Genomic DNA, 20099 nt, shown 5'->3' on the forward strand with positions numbered 1-20099 from the left:
GAGGTGGGAGAAAGTGGAGGAACAGGAACAGAAAGCTTATCATCGCTATATTCGTGGCATTATTTTAATTGGTTTAGCAATGCTCTTATTTAAACTACTTGTAACAGGGAATATTTATAATTTTATCGCTCCAAAAATGATTAAATTTACGTATATCGCTTTTGTAGTAATTTTACTTCTTGGTTCGTTACAAGTTTGGAGAGATGGGAGAGAAAAACAGGATGATTGTAATTGTTGTAAGCATCATACAGCATTAAAATCAGGGATGAAAAGTTTCTTTGTATATGTTTTATTTCTTGTCCCAATTATTAGTGCTTTTCTATTTGGAGGTGTAACAATTGACGGAAGTTTAGCCGGAAAAAGGGGTATGAATCAAAGTGTACAGGCGAGAAGTATAGAAAAGAATGAAAAAGAGGGAATACTGGTAAATCCTGATTGGCAAGAACAAGATGAAACCTCGAATTTAAAAGTGACAGATCAAGTGGAAGAGCAATTAGAAAAAAGTATGTTAGGACAACGAAAAATACAAGTAGAGGATAAGGATTACGTTCAAACAATGAGTATAATTGGCCAAAATGTAAAAGGGTTTAAAGGGAAAGAAATTATATTCTCAGGGTTCATATATAAAGATAAGGATGTGACGGGGGATAAAGTGGTAGTGGCACGATACGGCATAACTTGTTGTATTGCGGATGCATCAGTCTGGGGGATGATTGTTGCAGGGGAAAACGTAAAAAAGCTCCCACCGGAAGCATGGGTGAAAATAACAGGTTTGTTGGACGAAACGACATATAAAGGAACACTATTTCCACTTGTAAAAGTAAGCAAAGTAGAGAAAATCAATACGCCTGCAGATCCGTATGTGTACGATGCATTACCACAATAAGAAAGGAATAATAATTCATATTTTTATGAAATAAAATCATAATTACAATGATAAAAAAATAAAGATAAGAGTAATTTGGTTTATTAAAAATATGTGTAGAAGGAGAAATGTGATGAGCTGGGTTACTCATAAACCAACATTTGAATTTGATCAATATAGTCCATATATTCGTATGAATTCTGCGTGGGTAGGACATTTAAACTTTGCTTATGATTTAGTAAGATTTGAAAAGCCAGAAATATTAGTTGAGTTAGGGACACATCTAGGAGCTTCTTTTTTCAGTTTTTGCCAAGGGGTAAAAGATGGAGGATTATCTACAAAGTGCTTTGCTGTAGATACTTGGGCAGGAGATGAGCATACAGGTCCATATGGAGAAGGTGTTTTTCAAATAGTGAGTAAATTCGTGAGCACGAGTTATCCTCAAATAGGGAATTTAATTCGGTCTACGTTTGACGAGGCCGTGGATCAGTTTCAAGATGGAACGATAAATGTGTTGCATATTGATGGCTATCATACGTATGAAGCAGTTTCTCATGATTATAAAACATGGTTACCGAAACTTGCGAATAACGGTATAGTGTTATTTCATGATATTGAGGTGAAAAATCGAAACTTCGGCGTGTATAAATTTTGGGATGAGGTCAAGGCGAAGTACCCTCATTTTCAGTTTGAGCATTCATATGGGCTCGGCGTGTTATTTCCGAAAGGTTGTAGTGATAAGTTTGTGGAAATACTTAAAAATAAAGAAGAAATACAAAATATGTATAAATAAAAGTAGAGCATGCATCATTTTAATGATGTGTGCTTTTTTTATGGAGAAAAATGGTAGTCCTTAAAAGGTGAGGATAATAGTAAAAAGTTTTGTTGTGACAAATATTAAAAAAGTTATTTTTGGATTGTTTTATATAAAAATGTAACATTTTTTATATTTTCCATTGCGAAAAGTAACATCTACTTTTACAATAGAAAAGGTGTTATATTATACTGAAAAAATAAATCGAAATAATATGAAAATTTTGTTTTGTCTTCGCTAATTGTATATTACATACATGTAAGACGACACACGTCATGTTATCGACTTGTAAGGAGAGAAAAAAATGAAAAGTGTAAGATTACCATCGATGCTAGAAATCATAGTTCTTTTATTACTATTTCTTGCTGTTGTCTTTTCCTTCCAAACGATTTTTGATCTCCCAATTCAATTAGCGCTATTTATTTCATGGTTTTTAGTAATTGCGCTTGGATTAAGATTAGGATTTCGTTATCAAGAATTGCAAGATGCAATTACGAAAGGGATTTCTAACGGATTAGAAGCAATACTGATTTTAGTTGCAGTAGGTGCTTTAATTGGAACTTGGATTGCTGGTGGCGTAGTACCAACATTAATCTATTATGGATTAGAATTTATTCACCCAAGCATATTCTTACTGGCAACATTAATTATTTGTTCGATAACTTCTATCGCGACGGGAACATCATGGGGAACAGTAGGAACAGCAGGTATTGCTATGATGGCAATTGGTGAAGGACTTGGCTTACCACTTCCACTTGTTGCTGGTGCAGTTCTTTCAGGAGCTTATTTTGGCGACAAATTATCACCACTTTCTGATAGCACAGTTCTTGCAGCTTCTATGGCGAAAGTAGATGTTATTGCTCACGTTCGAGCTATGCTCGTATTAGATGTTCCGGCTTACATTATTACTAGTATTATGTTTACTGTAGCTGGTTGGATGTATGGCGGCGATAATGTAGATTTGAATCGAGTAGAGTTTTTAAAAGAAGCTTTATTAAAGCAATTTGATATTAAAATATGGATGCTTGTTCCAGCGGTCATTGTTATCGCTCTATTAGCGATGAAGAAACCTTCTATGCCAACAATTGCAATGGGAGCTTTAATTGGTGCAATTTGGGCAACTCTTTTCCAAGGAATGAACTTTGGAGAGGCGATTGGAACAGCATATAACGGATTCTCAATTCAATCTGGTGTTGAATTTGTTGACAAGCTATTAAATCGTGGCGGAATTAACGGTATGCTTGGATCGGTAGCCGTTATTATTTTCGGTTTAGGATTTGGTGGATTACTTGAAAAATTAGGTGTTTTAAAAGTAATCGTATCAAAATTTGAGAAGAAATTAAATTCTGCAGGTAATGTAACATTGTCTACATTAATCGTGGCATTCTTAGCGAATATATTTGGTTGTGCGATGTACGTATCACTAATTTTAACACCGAAAATTATGGAAGATAGCTATGATAAATTAAAAATAGACCGACGTGTATTAGCACGTAACTCAGAAGTAGGTGGAACGTTAACTTCAGGTATGGTTCCATGGTCTGATAATGGTATTTTTATGGCTGGTATTTTAGGTGTAGCAACTTTCTCATACGTTCCATTTATGTGGTTAAGCTTCGTATCGTTAATTTTAGCAGTTATTTACGGATATACTGGCAAATTCATTTGGTATGTAGATGACGTTGAAAAAGGAAAGCAAGCATCATAAAAAAGTACCTTCTGCGATGGCAGGAGGTATTTTTTTTATATATACGAGTGAGAATTCTTATCATTTGAGTGGAAGTCTGTTAAAATGAGAAATGTAGGTATTTTATTTTCAAGGGGATGAAAAAATGGAGTACAGAATTGAAAGAGATACAATAGGAGAAATAAAAGTTCCGGCTGATAAATTATGGGCAGCACAAACACAACGTAGTAAAGAAAACTTCCCGATTGGAACAGAGCAAATGCCACTTGAAATTGTAAAAGCTTTTGCCATTTTAAAGAAAAGTGCAGCACTTACTAATCAAAAATTAGGGAAGCTATCAGAAGAAAAAGCAGAAGCAATTGTGGCAGCAGCTGACGAAGTGATTGCAGGGAAATGGAATGAACATTTTCCGCTTGTCGTATGGCAAACGGGTAGTGGTACACAGTCAAACATGAATGTGAATGAAGTAATTGCAAATCGAGGGAATCAAATTTTGAAAGAGAAAGGATCTGACGTACATATTCATCCCAACGATGATGTGAACATGTCTCAAAGTTCAAATGATACATTTCCAACGGCGCTTCATGTAGCGTGTGTAATCGCAGTAGAAAATCACGTATTACCAGCAATCACGAAATTAAAAGAAACTTTAGCAGAAAAAGTAACTGCATTTGAACATATTATAAAAATTGGTCGTACACACTTACAAGATGCAACACCGTTAACATTAGGACAAGAAATTAGCGGATGGCACCGTATGCTTGAAAAAACAGAGCGTATGATTGCAGAGAGCAATACATATATGAAAGAACTTGCAATTGGTGGTACTGCAGTTGGGACAGGTATTAATGCTCATCCTAAATTTGGTGAGATGGTGTCAGAGGAAATTAGCCAATTTACAGGTAAGCAATTTATTTCTGCACCAAATAAGTTTCACGCATTAACGAGCCATGATGAAGCTGTATATACGCATGGTGCATTAAAAGCATTAGCAGCTGATTTAATGAAGATCGCTAACGATGTGCGCTGGCTGGCAAGCGGGCCACGTAGTGGTCTAGGAGAAATTATTATTCCAGCAAATGAGCCAGGAAGCTCTATTATGCCAGGTAAAGTAAATCCAACGCAAAGTGAAGCGTTAACGATGGTTGTTGCGCAAGTGATGGGAAATGACGCAACAATCGGGTTTGCTGCGAGCCAAGGTAATTTTGAGTTAAACGTATTTAAACCTGTTATTGCATATAACTTCCTACAATCTGCTCACTTATTAGCAGATGCAATTGTTTCGTTTAATGATAATTGTGCAGTTGGTATTGAAGCAGATGAAGAAGTAATTAAAGAGAATGTGAATCGTTCATTAATGCTTGTTACAGCATTAAACCCGCATATTGGATATGAAAATGCAGCAAAAATTGCGAAGCATGCTCATAAAGAGGGCTTAACGTTAAAAGAAGCAGCACTGCAATCTGGACTACTAACAGAAGAACAGTTTGATGAAATTGTAGATCCGAAAAAAATGATTGCTCCGAAAGAGTAATAAAAAAAGCCAAGGTTCTTAGTATAGAATCTTGGCTTTTTTGATATTTATTTTTAAGTCCCTCCATTCGTACCACTACAAGCGCCAAAATATATTATTTTTTAGCAGGCATATTCAATGCTTTCATTTGTGGACAGTTTTCTTTTAAGAGTGAAAGGAATTTTTTTTCTTCTTGAGGTACGAAAGTTGTCACAGAGTCAAATAAATTATAATGAATTTCTAATTGCTGCCTAGTCCACTTTCCAGAGCGATGTGTTTTACCAGAGTATTTGATGTGGCGAATATCTTCAAATGGAATTTCAGTACGCAGTATGAAACCATGTTTTACGACAAGAGATGATTCCGTTACGTTGTAGTGAGAGAAATAGAATGAAGAAAGATTTACGATGTTTAATAGCATCATAAGAGTGAAAAAAATAGAATTTTCATTTTGGAAGAATAGCGAAACGAAAAAAATAATGATAAATAATGTAATAAAAATGATGTGAAATGGATTCTTTTTCGCTTTGAATTTCAAGTTAGTCACCTCGGTATACGTGTACTCTAACTAAATTAAATCACAATATCGTAATAAACCGAAAGAATATGCAGAATTGCATATTCTTTCGGTTTATTATTCGTGTAAAATTTTTTAATGGGATAAATTTAAATGGGATTTTGTAATAGTGGAGAGGTATGAAGTGACTTGGAAGAATAGAAAGTTAGCGCTAGTCATAATTGGTTGTATGATGATTATGGGTAGTTGTGCTAATAAATTTGTTGAGGATGGAAACCGAAAGCATATATTCGTACAGGTAAGTAAAGCTTTAGTCGAGATTGCAAATAGAATATATAATGGGTAAAAGGTATTTCCGTATACGGAAATACCTTTTTTGTAGTTAAAATTGAATGCTGAAGTTTTGGGATGAGTGAGTACCACTTCCGTGTTGAACGAGGTTGTTATCACTCAAATATTGAATAGCGTATTTTACTTCTTTCAGTACCTAGTCCAATATCGATAAGGAGTGCGGTAGTATCGCCTACAAGTAAAAAGGAATGTACTTTCTCCTAATGTCGATATTCACAAATCGCATAAGTATTTTGAGCGATTTGTTTAACAGTAAACCAAGGATCTTGCAAAATAATCATGTTTTGTTTCACATCCTATCTTCATTCATATATTACATACATTCACTTTTTGTTACTTTAATTCCTTATATAAATCATTTAATAGACGTTTTTATAAAAGTTTTTAGAATGGGTAAACGGAACGTTGAAATGTTTATATGTGTTGTGTTAAGATGATAAAGTGATAGTAAACGTTATTGGTATTTGTTTATTTTTAAGCAGACATATTAAAGGAGTGTTTAGTATGAGTGATATTTCAGAGAAGTTTTGGGATGCGTCGGTTGAGGAATTGAAGAAAGGGTATGTGTTTGAAGCGGAAGCAGAGGAGTATATTTGTTTAGCTTGTGGAGAAGCGTTTATTAAGGGCGTAATTTATCAAGATAATCAAGTTCTGTATGAAGCAGAGAAGTTTGTACAATTGCATGTGCAAAATGAACATACGTCTATGTTTGATTATTTATTAAATCTTGATAAGAAGTACACTGGTTTAACTGATTTGCAAAAGAAGATGGTTCAGTTTTTCCATATGGGGCTGAATGATAAAGAGATTGTAAAAGAGATGGATGGCGGAAGTACATCAACCATTCGTAATCATCGATTTACACTTCGAGAGAAAATGAAGCAAGCGAAAGTGTTTTTAGCGTTAATGGAACTGTCGGAAGAAAAATCAAAAGTACAAACGAAATTTGTACCGATTCATAGAACCGCAACGATGGTAGACGATCGCTACAATATTACGGAAGAAGAAAATGATGAAGTATTAAAAGCACATTTTACAGAAGGATTAGATGGACCGCTTTCTAAATTTCCGAAAAAGCAAAAGCGTAAATTAATTATATTACGCCATTTAGTGACGAAGTTTGATAGTAATAAAAAGTACACTGAAAAAGAAGTAAATACTGTTATAGAAAGCGTATACCCGGATTTTGTAACTTTAAGAAGATATTTAATCGAATATGGATTTTTAGATAGAACAGCAGATGGAAGTCAATATTGGGTGAAGTTATAATTATACCGAAAAGAAAATGAATAGAAGCACATCATTATAACAACTATACAAAGAGATAGAAGTTGAAAACAGATTTTTAATAAAAGGAGAAATGAAATTTGAAACCACCTACAGATAATAATAAAGAAGGTGCGGAGTCACATAAGCTAGAGAGTGAGAGTAAGAGTAAACCAATTTGGAAATCGATGTCCATGTTTTTAGTACCGTTACTATTAAGTAATGTACTACAATCAATTGGACAATTATTTGGTATGGTAGTAGTAGGGAGATGGCTTGGAGTGAATGATTTAGCGGCCATCTCAGCATTCTTCCCACTATTTTTCTTACTCGTTTCATTTGTAATTGGTATTGGTTCAGGTAGTTCGATTTTAATTGGTCAGGCGTTTGGTGCTAAAAATGAAGATCGTTTAAAAGCGATCGTTGGTACGACACTGACATTTACTTTTATTATTGGAGTTGTGTTGGCGATAATAGGTAGTATTTTTGCGATGGATATTATGCGCCTTATGGGAACGCCAGAAAATATTATTGATATAAGTGTTCATTATGCGCGTATTTTATTTATATCGATGCCAGTCTTATTTTTATATTTTGCATACACAACGTTTATGAGAGGTACAGGAGATTCTAAAACGCCATTTTACTTTTTAATTGTAAGTACAGCGCTAAATATGATTTTATTACCGATTCTTATTTTTGGATGGTTAGGAGCTCCGAAATTAGATGTGTATGGAGCAGCCTATGCTTCTGTTATATCTACAGTGATTACGTTTATTGTCATGTTAGTGTATTTAAAGAAGAAAAATCACCCACTACAATTAGATAGTACGGTAAGGAAATATCTTCGCATGGATGGGGAGTTATTAAAGCTATTGCTACGACTCGGTATTCCAGCAAGTATTAATATGATATTAGTCTCACTATCTGAAATTGCGGTAATCGCGTTTGTAAACCGTTACGGTTCGGATGCAACAGCAGCATATGGCGTCGTGAATCAGGTTGCAAGTTATGTACAAATGCCAGCCGTTAGCCTTGGTATTACAGTTTCTATTTTTGCAGCGCAATCAATTGGTGCAAATCAATTTGATCGATTGCAGAAAGTTGTGAAGGCAGGAATTATTATGAACTACGTCATCGGTGGTGTGCTAATATCTCTTATTTACTTATTCTCAAGAGACATTCTATCACTATTTTTAACGAGTCCAACAACAATTGAAATTGCTCATAGCCTCGTTATGATTACGTTATGGAGTTATTTAATTTTCGGTCATGCACAAATTATTAGTGCGACAATGCGAGCAAGTGGTACAGTATTATGGCCAACTGTTATTGGAGTCGTATCAATTTGGCTTGTTGAAGTACCTGTAGCGTATTACCTTTCTTACCATACAAGTCTTGGCATAGAAGGGATATGGATTGGGTACCCAGCAGCATTTATTGTCAGCTTAATTTTACAATATGCATACTATAAGCTTTCATGGCAGAAGAAACGAATTACACGATTAGTAAGTTAACTCATGCAAATGTCCCTAAGTTATTATACTTAGGGACATTTTTTGTAAGTGTAGGTTTACAAATAGCTTTTTAAAGTGATATCAAAATGTTGTCTAATGAGTTTGTTATCACTCATATAAAACTCCCACGCTTTTTCAGGTTCACCGATAATTTCAAAAGATTCTTCTGTAATATATAGAGCGCAATTATCCTCTAGTGCAATTCCTTCTATATTACCTTGATGATTTTGTAAAAAGGAGTGGAAGGCGTTCATTCTATTTAATTGATTATAATGTGGACAAAATCTTTTGTTCACAATCCCCCAGCCGTTGCTCTCTATATAACCAGAGCCTTCATAATTTGACCGGATACTAGATGTGAACCAGCACATAGCACCGGCGCTCCATCCCGCAATGAGCGTTCCTTGCTGCAAAGCGAGTAATAATTTTTCGTCAAGTTTATGTTCTTTCCATTGTGTAAGCATGTGAATATAGTTCCCGCCACCAAGATAAATCAAATCAGCTGATTGAATCATTTCGTCTATTTCATATGTAGAAGGTGTATCGGCTATAGTACGTAAAATTTGCACTTCACAGTGTAATTGTTTTTCGAACGTGTCTAAAAATAATTTTATATAGCTTTCATCATCATGACTAGCTGTAGGAATGAATAATACTTTTGGATACAGTTTATTTGTTAATTCTATAAGTCGCTCATTAATAGGCGAGTGATTTGAATCTTGTAAATCACCGCCACCAATGACAGCTAATTTCATAGTAAAGCACCACCTAATCATTTTCGTTATATAAAAATTCGATAGAAGAGAGTTACATTCCTTCTATCATGTAATGAATAAGTAGAAAATGTAGTTTCAGTATATCGGAATAATAAAGGTGATGATAGCTAAATGAAAAATGAATTAGAAACAGTTTATTGATATATAATATTTCATACTATTGTTTCAAAAAATAGGAAAAATATGTTTAAATTAATATAACGACGTAGTAATTAATATTGAATTAAAAAAGAATTAGAAATAATAGAGATTTGAAAAGTACTTTTTACTTTTAATAGGAACTTGTATCGTAATATGGTAAAATTATTTCAATATATTTATTTATTGTAGAATGAATAGAGGGAGCGTGAAAGAGTGGATTTTCGATTTGAGTTTGCAGCGAAAGTGAAAGAATACTTAGATGATGAGAAGGATGAAAAAATAATAAAAGATGGACATAGAGATATAATTTTTCACTATTTATATGCGTTAGAGGCTGAAATTGGCGTTGTAAAAAATCCTAACTTTACTTTTTTTACATCAGGAAGACGTTCACATATCGTATTGGAAAATATTGAATTTAAAACAGAGGTAAATGTCAAAAGTAACATCATTGAAATTACAAAAATAGTGGATAATGTCGTTATTCCGTTAGATACTATCGTAGCGAAAGATCGGGAATTATTTGCACTTGGGCGTAATGAAACGTTTAGTGTACAAATATTAGAGCAGTATCTCTTTGAGACATTTGGAGAGAAGTTAGGTTTACAATGAATGGAATGGGGTATTGAATTTTAGTTTATATCATTCGCGTTTGACCTTTCATTTAATTTATACTACAATTCGTAGTGTGAAAGGAGCCGTACTATGTTTACTCAAAACTATAAGTTAAATGAGCAAGGGTTAAATCACTTTTTTGGACCACTTGAAGCGAAAATTATGGAGATCGTTTGGTCTACTGAGGGTATTACGATTAAAGAAGTGCAGCAGAAATTAAGTGGAGAATCACCTGTGAATTTTAATACTGTTATGACAGTTATGAACAGGTTAGTAGAGAAATTACACTTAGAAAAACAGACTGTGAAAAGAAGTGGCATATACCGAGCTATACAAACAAAGGAAGAATTCTTATCCAATCAAACGAAGAAAATGACACAGGAATTGATGGGGGAATTTGGAGATTTAGTTGTAAATCATATGTTAGATGAGTTAGAGCAGGCTGATCCGACTTTAATAAAAAAATTAGAAACCAAATTGAGTCAGTTAAAAAAAGAGGATTAATGAAATGAAATGGCAAATGCGTAAAATCGTATTGTTAGCAGTGATTGTTAGTACCCTCTTTTTTAGTATGTTAGTGTATTACGTTACATATCCATTCTTGTTTCAAAATAAGGCGTTCTTTCTTTCGAATTTTTGCTTGTTCCAGTTAGAACAACATATGAAGGAATTATCGCTCATTCGTATTATAATTACTGGATTTTTACTACTTACTGTTTTCATCGTGTGCAAAAGAATTTGGAGGCAATTTTTCTATAGTAAAAAGTTACAAAAAGTACTTATCCCTTTCATTCGAAAAGGAAAACAAATATATATATTGCCGACCGAGGAAGTTGCGGCATTTACAATTGGGTTATTTCGTCCGAAAGTTGTTATGTCAGAAGGTATGCTTCAAACATTTTCAGATGAAGAAATGGATGCAATTATTTTCCATGAAGAATATCATCAAAATAATCGAGATCCGTTAAAATTATTTTGTTTTACGTTATTAGCAGAAGGAATGATATACATCCCGATATTAAAAGGGTTATTGCAGCGATATCATGTGTATCAAGAGTTAGCTGCAGATAAGTATGCAATGCGAAAAATGAAATCTAAATTCGAGTTAGGCAGCGCATTATTAAAATTAATTAAAATAAAGACAATGGAAAATCGATGTGTGACAGCTTCATTTGCAAAAACAGCAATAAATTTACGAATCGAGCAAGTGTTAAATGAAAAAGTTGTTAAGCTTACTATTCCGTTACACACGAATTCGGTATATGTAACATTAGGTTTATTCTGTATGTCGGTTGTACTTATTGTCGGAGAGTGCATATAGCCTCTTTTTTTTAAGAATTAACACTACTTATTGTAGTGTGTTAGGGGGAATAAAATGAATGCGGCAGATTTAACAATTTGGCTTGTAGCTGGAGCGGGGGTATTGTCATTTATATCACCATGTTCTTTACCGTTATATCCATCTTATTTATCATATATTACTGGTGTGTCTATTCAAGATTTAAAAGAAAATCGTGGGATGATGCAAAAATCAGCGATTATACATACCGTATTTTTTATGATCGGATTTTCGGTTATTTTTTACGCGTTAGGTTTATCGGTAAGCTGGATTGGAATAACATTTTCATCTAACCAAAAATTGATTCAACAAATTGGTGGGGTTTTTATTGTTTTTATGGGATTGTTTATGACAGGCTTGTTTCAACCTAAGTGGCTTATGGCAGAGAAAAAAGTGAAGTATAGAAGTAAATCGACGGGGTATATTCGCTCTATTATAGTCGGTATGACATATGCAGCGGGGTGGACGCCATGTGTTGGACCGATATTTTCAGCTGTACTCATGCTTGGTGCGACGAATCCTGAAGGAGCACTTCTTTATATTACCGCATATACTCTTGGATTTGCGGTTCCGTTTTTCGTGATGGCATTTTTTATTGGGAAGGTAAAATGGATCGTTACATATGCCAATGTCATGATGAAAATTGGTGGCGGAATGATGATTGTAACAGGTATCTTATTGTATACAAATCAAATGACGAAAATTACAGCATTCTTTATTCGTCTATTCGGTGGATTTACAGGCTTTTAATAATGAGGAGGAAGAAAAGTGAAGAAACTAATTGCGATTATACTGGCCGGGGCACTAATTTGGGCCGGAGTTAACTTTTATAATACAAAAAAAGAAGAAAAAGAAAGAAAAGCAAAACAAGCGGAGCTACAAAAAACAGAAGTATTACCACAAGTAGGATTTAAAGCGCCAAACATAACATTAAAAGGATTAGACGGTAAGTTGTATTCGTTAAATGATGCAAAGGGAAAACCGTATCTTATTAATTTTTGGGCATCATGGTGTGGCCCATGTGAAATGGAGGCACCTGACTTAGTTCATATGTATGATAAATATAAAAAGGATGTTGAAATTTTCGCGGTAAATGCAACAATCGGAGATCCAGTACAAGAAGCGAGTGCATTTGCAGATCGTCACGGATTTAAGTTTCCTGTTTTACTAGATATGGACGGAGTAGCTGGATTAGATTATAAAGTATTCTCGTTACCAACGACATTTTTTGTTAATAAAGATGGAATTATCGTAGAGCAAGTACGAGGCGTATTACCTCCAGATCAATTAGAAGAGAAATTTAAGAAATTAATTGAGAGTTAAAGAGGGGATTATGTATTGATGGAGTGGATCGTGAGGTTACAACCCGTATCTCTTATAATTGGAAGTCTATTTGGGTTCATGTTGATGAAACGAAAGATGAAGAACGAGAGTGTACCATATGAAAAAATGATGGATGCAGTAACAAATGCTTTTCTTATCATGGTATTTGCATGGAAATTTGCATCGGCAATTATAAATCCAGTATGGGCTTTTAAATCGCCATTGCAAGCACTATTAGCTGTGGGAAGTATGAAGCATATTATAGTAGGCTGTGTAATTGCGAGTGCATATATTGTTTGGAAAAGTAAAAAGGAGCAATTTTCGCTTCGTATTTTACTTGATGTCTTGCCTATTGGACTATGTATGAGTATTATTTTTTATTTTCTATTCCACCAAAAAATAGGCGTACAAACGACATTGCCTTGGGGTGTGAAAATATATGAATCTAAATTTTTATATCACCCCATTTTTGTGTACGAGATTATTCTAGCCCTTTGTATAATGGGCTTGTTATGGGTGAAAAATGAAAGGCTCGGAAATGGAAAGAATATAAGTGTTTTTCTAATTATTGAGGGGGTTGCTCATATCATTATTTCACTTGTTAGTGAACAAAATTCGGTTCTATTTGGTCTATCAGTACAGCAAATAATGAGCTTCTTTGTTATTTGTTTAGGGATTTTGTTGGTACCGAAAAAATAAAAAGATAGCCACATATGGAGTATGTGGCTATCTTTTTTACTTTATATTAAAAAATCGGCGGAGTAACTGAAAATAAAACAATCGCATTTTTCTCGAATTGATTTACCCATTTATGTTTTAAATAAGCGGGTATTTTTACGCTATCACCTGTTTCTAATATGTATTCTTCTTCGTTTAAATGTAATGTGATTGTCCCGTCTAATACAAATGCTAGTTCTTCACCTTTATGTTCTAGTACATTTTCTGATGAAGCTGTATTCGGCGGAACAGTCATAATCGCTGTTGCTAAATTTCCTGTGAAATCAGGTGATAGCATTTCATATGATAAATTATCGATAATCATTTTTTTTCGTTTATGAGAACGTACAATTAAATCGTCTGTATTTGTGTCTTCAAGTAAAAAGCTAAATGTTGGAACTTCTAACGCTTTAGCGAGTACTTTTAATGTTTGGATAGAAGGGTTAGCAGACCCGCGCTCAATTTGACTTAACATAGACGGTGTAATATCGGCCATCTTTGCTAAGTCTTTACTCGTTAAACCTTTTTCTTTTCTTTGTTTTTCAATCTTTTTACCAATATCTATATTTTCCATAATGAAAAGCTCCTTAATAATTATTAAATTATATTTAAATAAATTAAATTAAAATTAACTAAAGTAAATGATTTGTGTTAAACTATATTAAAATTAATTTAATTTAATTATAATTTATTGAATCGTAAGCTACAAGGTTATGAGGAGGAAGAGAAATGATGGGATTAGAGAATTTAAAAGAGGAATATCCACTAATAAATAAATTAATCGTAACAGAAGAAGTATTTTGGGTGAATCCGAACATGGAAAAGTATGAAACGGCAATAAAAGATTCACCACTTAATGAAGAGAATGTAAAAGATGCAGAAGAGAGGTTAAAGCGTTTTGCACCATACATTGCGAAAGTTTTTCCTGAAACGAAAGAAACGGGGGGGATTATAGAATCACCTTTAGTAAAGATAGCTTCTATGAAACAATCTTTAGAGAAAAATTACGGGCAACCTATATTAGGAGAATTACTGTTAAAATGTGATAGCGGGCTTCCGATATCAGGGTCAATTAAAGCTAGAGGAGGCATTTATGAAGTGCTGAAACATGCTGAACAACTTGCTTTGCAGCATGGAATGTTAAAAAAGGATGATGATTACTCTATTTTAGATAGTGATACATGTAGAGAGTTTTTTGCAAAATACTCAATTGCGGTAGGTTCTACAGGTAATTTAGGGCTAAGTATTGGGATTATGAGTGCGAAACTAGGTTTTAACGTAACTGTTCATATGTCAGCGGACGCAAAAGAATGGAAAAAAGATTTATTAAGAAGTAAAGGTGTAAACGTTATTGAATATGAAGCTGATTATAGTAAAGCAGTAGAAGAGGGGCGTCAGCAAGCGGATGCAGATCCTAGCTGTTATTTTGTAGATGATGAGAACTCACATGATTTATTTTTAGGATACGCAGTAGCAGCGTCACGTTTACAAAAACAATTAGAAGAGTTAGAGATTGTAGTAGATGAAGAACATCCTTTATTTGTTTATCTTCCGTGCGGAGTAGGAGGCGGACCTGGCGGAGTCGCATTTGGTTTAAAGTTATTGTATCAAGACAACGTACACTGTTTCTTTGCGGAGCCAACGCACTCTCCATGTATGTTACTCGGTTTAATGACAGGACTTCATGATAAAATTGCTGTTCAAGATATCGGGATTGATAATGTAACAGATGCGGACGGACTAGCGGTAGGAAGACCTTCTGGATTTGTTGGTAAAACGATGGAACCATTTTTGAGTGGGAATTACACAGTAAGTGATGAAGAGTTATATAGATTATTAAAAGAACTAGCAGATACAGAAAATATTTATTTAGAACCTTCTGCGTTAGCGGGAATGATAGGGCCAGTAAAAGTATGTACAGAAGATGAGTATTTACAGGAGCAACAGTTAACAGAGAAGCTGAAGAAAGGTACTCATATTGTGTGGGGAACTGGTGGTAGTATGGTTCCGGAAGATGTGATGAATGGGTATTATAAAACAGGTGAGACATTAATGTTAAAACAAAAATGAGGCTAGTTGTAGCCTCATTTTTTATTTATCCCGCTATTTGCGGGCAGTAAGACCTCTACCTTAAAATTCAGCGAGAGCAAAAGAAGTTAGGTGGGGGATCAACTGTCCGTAAAAGCCCGATTGGTGAAGGCTAATAATCAGCGGGGGATGCCTCCACTGATTAAAGTTTCACTTTATATAACATATGTATTATTATAAATTCTTTGTTATTTTCGCATTAGTTCATTATAGTATAGATATAAAGAACGAATATGAAATACATATAACAAAAAAGCTTTATTTTACATAATAAGAGGATGTGTATACGATGTCATTACAGACTAAATATATAGCGGGTATTTCGCTTGGGGTTATGGGAGTAGGTTTTGCGGCTTCTATCCCGTTTCAAGGAACGGTAGCTGGAGAGATTATTCAAGGGGGATTTGAAGCTGGATTAGTTGGTGGACTTGCGGATTGGTTCGCAGTTACAGCATTATTCCGTCATCCGATGGGAATTCCAATTCCACATACAGCGTTATTACCTAAAAATCGTAAACGAGTAACGAAAGGGCTCATTAACACGTTAGAAAATGAGTGGCTGACGAAAGAAAGTATTACGAATAAAGTAAAAGAAATGCAGCTAGCACAAATGGTGCTGCAAATTGCTGAGAGAGAAATGCAGTCTGACGCTGTGAAAAAGGGAATTGTAACGATTGCGGAGAAAGCGATTGTAACAATAGATATAGAAAAGTTAGCTGTTATTATTGAAAAAGAATTAAAAACGTATTTGCATACAATTAATACAAGTAACATACTACAAGTGCTTGTTGATCAATTAGTTGTGCAAGAATATGATGAAAAGACACTTGATTACATTTTAGTAAAAGTGAAAGATTGGACAGCGCAAGATGAAGCACGATACCAGCTCGGAAGCTTAGGTATGAAGGCGATGGAAAACATAAAAGTAGATGGATTTTTACAGTTTACTTTGAAATCGTTTATGAATATTGTAGATGAAGATAAAATTGGCGGCATTTTGCAGAAGTTTATTATTAGCAATATTAACAGCTTACAAGATGCGGATAATAGCACGAGACAACTTATATTATCGAAAATTCGCCAAGAAATTATAAATGTAAAAGAAAATGAAGCGTTACTACAAGAATTAGAAAATTGGAAAGAAAAATGGATTGCCAATTGGGATGCTACTGACAAAATTAAAGAGATGCTGGAGCAAGTACAACAAAGGGCAATTACTTTTGTGAAAAACGAAGAATTTGCGGATAAGTATGTTATTCCATTTTTACAAACGCAAATGAATAAAATAAAAGAAGATGAACAGACTGTTCAAAAAATAGAAGAGTGGTTACAAAAACAAGTTGTCACACTTGTGGAAAAGAATCATTCGAAAATCGGAAAACTTGTACAAGAAAATCTTGATAAGTTAGATGATAAAACGTTAATTGAAATGATTGAAAATAACGTCGGTAAAGATTTGCAGTGGATTCGGGTAAACGGGGCTGTTTGCGGATTTATGATTGGATTAGTGTTAGAAGGAATTAAAGCGATTATATGAGAAAAACCTTCCACAATTGTGGAAGGTTTTTTATTTTTCAATAACACTCATATTTATATTATAGGCTTTCTCAATATTTAATTTGTACGTCCCATTTCCTGTTTTAATCGAATTTTTATACCAATGTTCTTGCTCGTTGAATTCTGGATTTTCTTCTGAAGAATTATTTTCTTTTTTCGTTAAATCTTCAACTTGTTCCCAAGGTGTGTTTCCGTGTGCTTGTTTTTTGTTTGTTACGGCGATTAAAGATACATCGCTTTCTTTCGTTAAATGAACAGATACATTTGAACTTTCTTGTACAAACCAATTATTTTGTAATTGACCTGGATAAAGGGATAGTTCGTTATTTGAAGCACGAACTTCTACATTTTTATTTTGCGGAAGAACGAGTGTCGGTTTGACCTGTGGTGTTGAATTCCATAACGTATGTTGAACTGGTAATGATTTTAAAGTGATATACATCGTTTCCCCAGCTGTTTGAACTGAAAGGAAATCTTCTTGTTTCAAATTGAGTTTTTCATTAGCTTTCGTCGTCATTTCATATGTTCCAAGAAGGTGAATTTCATTTGTATTATTTCCCTCTATTGTAAGAGGGTGCTGCCCTGCATCCACTACAATTTTTTTGATAGACTCAGGTATATCAAGTTGTTCACTTGGAATATTACTCGTTTGGCGAGTGGTATGAATAGAATGACGAACTTCATCTAGTAATCCAGTTGATAATAAACAGTAAAAAGCAATTCCGACGCTTCCTAAAACGCCGATAAAGAAAATACTAAAAATATCATATTTAATAAAGGATTGTTCCTTCTTAGAAAATAGAAGGTATAGTAAAATTTCCACGCCAAGTATAATAAGTAAAACAGGCCACCATGCTGTTAAGGAATCTAATACCTCAGTACCTTTTATAACTGAAAATAGTAAGAAGCAACCTAATGAAATAATAGAAAGCCCCATTGAAAATGTTCCAACGCGCCATGTTCTCATTCTTGTGTACCACCTTTGTTTTCTTTATTTCCAACTAACAATTTAAAGCCGCCACCAATTAAGAGGAGTGCAACGATAGATGTTTGGAAATAGCGATAATAGAGATCGCTAAGATGAATGTTAAATATAGTTGTAAAGTAATCATTCAAAATAGGAAGGAGTGTTTGATCTAATAAATAATAACCACCGAGTGTAATTAACCCAATACCGATCCATCTTTGATGATTGATAAAATAATCAATGATAGGTTCGTCATTTACACGTTCTTTTCCATACTTTGCAGTTTGCTGTAAAGCGTCAAAGAAGCTATAGAACCAAATGATTGGTACTAAAAATAAAAACGCCGAAAGTCTTAATAAGTCGAGTAAATATATTGAAAGTAAAAAGGCTGCCATAAGCTGAAGGCCACGGCGTTGTAAGCCTAAATACATATGTCCTGCTCCGGGGAACATCGCTAAAATAGAAGCGAATGTTTTATTTTTCTTTCCTTGTTCACGGTGCTCTTCAAACTCTTCGAAAATAGTACGATCATCTAGTTGCTCGCCACGTTCTTTTTTCTGGAGTTGCTGAACAACATCGAAGAAATTGTAAATCCATAAAACAGGTAATGTAATAAGGAAGATAAGGAAACTTTCTTGCGATGTTAAAAGTGCAACGAATATAATCATACTTCCGATTCCTGTGCAAGCTACTAAAAATGTAAGTCCACGTTGCATAAGTCCTAATTGAAAATGACCAAGTCCAGGGATGATGGATAGGAGAATGATATAAAATCGTTCGCTCTCTTTAGAGGACTCTGTAAATTCACCGGCTGCTTGTTTTTTCGATTGATTAATAATAGTGATAACTAAATCTAATAAATTGATCGCCCATAACACGACTAGTAAAAATAGAGAAAGAAAAGCAATATCACGCGCCCCTAATGCTATTGTACAAAATGCTGCAAAGATAAATAGAAATACAGCCCCTCCGCTATATAAAATAAACCGTCCTATCTTTTTTAAATATAAATGTCCAAGCCCAGGAATTAGCCCTAATACAAGTGCTAAAAAGGGATTTTTATTCATGCTTTGAACCTCCGTCCTTTTTTGATGTGTCTACCGATTTGTTTACAATTTGTTGTGAGATAGAAGACTCGTTATGTTTTGAAGATTTCTCGAAATTGGATGTCGCTGTGAAAATATATTGGAATAAACCACTTACCATAAAAATAATTGTAGCTGCGGTCGCAATTATGTAGTGAATAATCGTTCGCTTTAGTGAGTTTGTTTTTATATTTTCATTAAGTTGTAGCGTTTCAAAATCAATTTGCGTCATAACTTCGTTCGTAAATGAATCATCATTTATCATTGGAAGGTTTTCATGGTGTTCATCAATACTCTCCATATAAAGTGCTAAACAATGATCACATTCATAAAGGTGTTCTTCCATAGATTCACGTTCATTGTTTTCGATAAAATCTAATGTATAATTGCGCCAATCTTCTTTTGAATAATGCATCATAGAAACTCTTCCTCCTTCCAATGTTTTTTAATCCATTTTCTTGCCCGATACAGTTTCATTTCGACAGTTTTCACTTCGATGTTTTCCTGTAAAGCAATTTCTTGATAACTTTTTTCTTCTAAGTAATGTGCGAGAACGACGTCACGGTAATTTTCGGGAAGTTCTCTCAGTTTTTGAGCAATGAGTAATTTTTGCTCTTTCGTCAATAATAAAGCCTCAATATTATGAGAGGATTTTATATTTTCCTCAGTTTCTTTACATAAGGAGAGTTCTTCGTTTTCTCTAGCTTTTTTTCTCTTATAATCAATAGCGTGATTGGTGGCAATACGTGCCATCCACGTTTTTAATCCGCGAAATTGATAATTAGGGAGAGAGGCGTGAATTTTTACGAATACTTCTTGTGTAACATCTTTCGCATCTTCTTCGTGTCTTAAAATAGAAAAGATAACTTGGAAAATATAGTGACGATATGTTTGCACAAGGATACGAAAAGCATGTTCGCTTCCTTGCTTTGCTTTTTCAATTAATTGTTTTTCCTCAATG

The 20099-nt window shown here is 34.2% G+C and carries 22 protein-coding genes and 1 pseudogene; 15 read left to right on the forward strand and 8 right to left on the reverse strand.

The window, feature by feature from the left end; genetic code table 11:
• Nucleotides 1-13 precede the first annotated feature (13 nt).
• The 4 genes from FS742_RS01320 to fumC all read left to right on the forward strand — a co-directional run bounded on the left by FS742_RS01320 (nt 14) and on the right by fumC (nt 4900).
• Nucleotides 14-886 (forward strand): TIGR03943 family putative permease subunit, encoded by an 873-nt coding sequence (locus FS742_RS01320; RefSeq protein ID WP_144610859.1) that lies wholly within the window; start codon nt 14-16, stop codon nt 884-886.
• 112 nt (nt 887-998) lie between these two features.
• Nucleotides 999-1658, forward strand: coding sequence for a class I SAM-dependent methyltransferase (locus tag FS742_RS01325; RefSeq protein WP_144610861.1), 660 nt, complete (start codon nt 999-1001; stop codon nt 1656-1658).
• A gap of 325 nt (nt 1659-1983) precedes the next feature.
• Complete coding sequence (gene nhaC / locus FS742_RS01330) at nt 1984-3387, forward strand: Na+/H+ antiporter NhaC (protein WP_144610863.1); 1404 nt, start codon at nt 1984-1986, stop codon at nt 3385-3387.
• Nucleotides 3388-3511: 124 nt separating this feature from the next.
• The gene (gene fumC, locus FS742_RS01335; protein ID WP_144610865.1) at nt 3512-4900 is read left to right on the forward strand and encodes a class II fumarate hydratase; all 1389 of its coding nucleotides are present in this window, start codon (nt 3512-3514) and stop codon (nt 4898-4900) included.
• 94 nt (nt 4901-4994) lie between these two features.
• On the opposite strand, the gene FS742_RS01340 is transcribed toward fumC, so the two are convergent.
• Nucleotides 4995-5417 carry a PH domain-containing protein gene (locus tag FS742_RS01340; protein WP_144610867.1) on the reverse strand — a complete coding sequence of 141 codons (423 nt, stop codon included), beginning with the start codon at nt 5415-5417 and terminating at the stop codon, nt 4995-4997.
• A 163-nt stretch (nt 5418-5580) separates the two neighbouring features.
• Here FS742_RS01340 and FS742_RS27405 point away from each other — a divergent pair, with 163 nt between their 5' ends.
• Nucleotides 5581-5742 (forward strand): hypothetical protein, encoded by a 162-nt coding sequence (locus tag FS742_RS27405; protein ID WP_186327129.1) that lies wholly within the window; start codon nt 5581-5583, stop codon nt 5740-5742.
• A 124-nt stretch (nt 5743-5866) separates the two neighbouring features.
• On the opposite strand, the pseudogene FS742_RS28160 reads toward FS742_RS27405, so the two are convergent.
• Nucleotides 5867-6028: pseudogene (locus FS742_RS28160) on the reverse strand (MBL fold metallo-hydrolase); the annotation flags it as partial.
• Between the two features lie 223 nt (nt 6029-6251).
• Here FS742_RS28160 and FS742_RS01350 point away from each other — a divergent pair.
• Both FS742_RS01350 and FS742_RS01355 read left to right on the forward strand, forming a co-directional pair.
• Nucleotides 6252-7016 carry a DUF2087 domain-containing protein gene (locus FS742_RS01350; RefSeq protein ID WP_098237510.1) on the forward strand — a complete coding sequence of 255 codons (765 nt, stop codon included), beginning with the start codon at nt 6252-6254 and terminating at the stop codon, nt 7014-7016.
• 98 nt (nt 7017-7114) lie between these two features.
• Nucleotides 7115-8530, forward strand: a complete 1416-nt coding sequence (locus FS742_RS01355; protein ID WP_144610869.1) for an MATE family efflux transporter — start codon at nt 7115-7117, stop codon at nt 8528-8530.
• 56 nt (nt 8531-8586) lie between these two features.
• Here FS742_RS01355 and FS742_RS01360 read toward each other — a convergent pair whose 3' ends face one another.
• Nucleotides 8587-9285: a peptidase E gene (locus FS742_RS01360; protein ID WP_144610871.1), complete on the reverse strand. Its 699-nt coding sequence runs from the start codon at nt 9283-9285 to the stop codon at nt 8587-8589.
• Between the two features lie 375 nt (nt 9286-9660).
• On the opposite strand from FS742_RS01360, the gene FS742_RS01365 reads away from it, so the two are divergent.
• The 6 genes from FS742_RS01365 to FS742_RS01390 all read left to right on the forward strand — a co-directional run bounded on the left by FS742_RS01365 (nt 9661) and on the right by FS742_RS01390 (nt 13423).
• The gene (locus FS742_RS01365; RefSeq protein ID WP_144610873.1) at nt 9661-10059 is read left to right on the forward strand and encodes a DUF3942 family protein; all 399 of its coding nucleotides are present in this window, start codon (nt 9661-9663) and stop codon (nt 10057-10059) included.
• 93 nt (nt 10060-10152) lie between these two features.
• Nucleotides 10153-10566, forward strand: a complete 414-nt coding sequence (locus FS742_RS01370; RefSeq protein WP_144610875.1) for a BlaI/MecI/CopY family transcriptional regulator — start codon at nt 10153-10155, stop codon at nt 10564-10566.
• Nucleotides 10567-10570: 4 nt separating this feature from the next.
• Entirely contained in the window at nt 10571-11383 is an 813-nt protein-coding gene (locus tag FS742_RS01375) for a M56 family metallopeptidase (RefSeq protein ID WP_144610877.1), read from the forward strand.
• A 54-nt stretch (nt 11384-11437) separates the two neighbouring features.
• A complete protein-coding gene (gene ccdA, locus FS742_RS01380; protein WP_144610879.1) occupies nt 11438-12151 on the forward strand; it encodes a cytochrome c-type biogenesis protein CcdA in 714 nt (237 codons plus the stop codon).
• Nucleotides 12152-12169: 18 nt separating this feature from the next.
• Entirely contained in the window at nt 12170-12724 is a 555-nt protein-coding gene (locus FS742_RS01385) for a TlpA family protein disulfide reductase (RefSeq protein ID WP_144524919.1), read from the forward strand.
• An 18-nt stretch (nt 12725-12742) separates the two neighbouring features.
• Entirely contained in the window at nt 12743-13423 is a 681-nt protein-coding gene (locus tag FS742_RS01390) for a prolipoprotein diacylglyceryl transferase family protein (RefSeq protein WP_144610881.1), read from the forward strand.
• 46 nt (nt 13424-13469) lie between these two features.
• Here the strand turns inward: FS742_RS01390 and FS742_RS01395 are convergent, their stop codons facing one another.
• A complete protein-coding gene (locus tag FS742_RS01395) occupies nt 13470-14015 on the reverse strand; it encodes a helix-turn-helix domain-containing protein (RefSeq protein ID WP_144610882.1) in 546 nt (181 codons plus the stop codon).
• 155 nt (nt 14016-14170) lie between these two features.
• Between FS742_RS01395 and FS742_RS01400 the strand changes: the two genes are divergently transcribed.
• Together FS742_RS01400 and FS742_RS01405 are read left to right on the forward strand one after the other, a co-directional pair.
• Complete coding sequence (locus FS742_RS01400) at nt 14171-15511, forward strand: D-serine ammonia-lyase (protein ID WP_144610884.1); 1341 nt, start codon at nt 14171-14173, stop codon at nt 15509-15511.
• 307 nt (nt 15512-15818) lie between these two features.
• On the forward strand, nt 15819-17066 hold the full coding sequence (locus tag FS742_RS01405; RefSeq protein WP_144610886.1) for a DUF445 domain-containing protein: 1248 nt from the start codon (nt 15819-15821) through the stop codon (nt 17064-17066).
• A 30-nt stretch (nt 17067-17096) separates the two neighbouring features.
• On the opposite strand, the gene exsE is transcribed toward FS742_RS01405, so the two are convergent.
• The 4 genes from exsE to FS742_RS01425 are packed head-to-tail and all read right to left on the reverse strand — an operon-like array spanning nt 17097 to nt 20035.
• Entirely contained in the window at nt 17097-18053 is a 957-nt protein-coding gene (exsE, locus tag FS742_RS27410; protein WP_186327130.1) for an exosporium protein ExsE, read from the reverse strand.
• Nucleotides 18050-19120 carry a hypothetical protein gene (locus FS742_RS01415; RefSeq protein WP_144610888.1) on the reverse strand — a complete coding sequence of 357 codons (1071 nt, stop codon included), beginning with the start codon at nt 19118-19120 and terminating at the stop codon, nt 18050-18052. The genes exsE and FS742_RS01415 overlap by 4 nt, the downstream gene beginning before the upstream one ends.
• Nucleotides 19113-19556, reverse strand: a complete 444-nt coding sequence (locus tag FS742_RS01420) for a hypothetical protein (RefSeq protein ID WP_144610890.1) — start codon at nt 19554-19556, stop codon at nt 19113-19115. The genes FS742_RS01415 and FS742_RS01420 overlap by 8 nt, the downstream gene beginning before the upstream one ends.
• Nucleotides 19553-20035: an RNA polymerase sigma factor gene (locus FS742_RS01425; RefSeq protein ID WP_001195471.1), complete on the reverse strand. Its 483-nt coding sequence runs from the start codon at nt 20033-20035 to the stop codon at nt 19553-19555. Before FS742_RS01425 ends, FS742_RS01420 begins: the two co-directional genes overlap by 4 nt.
• Between the last annotated feature and the right edge of the window lie 64 nt (nt 20036-20099).

Origin of the sequence: Bacillus cereus, from assembly GCF_007678085.1 — a bacterium.
Taxonomy (GTDB): Bacteria; Bacillota; Bacilli; order Bacillales; family Bacillaceae_G; genus Bacillus_A; species Bacillus_A cereus_BE.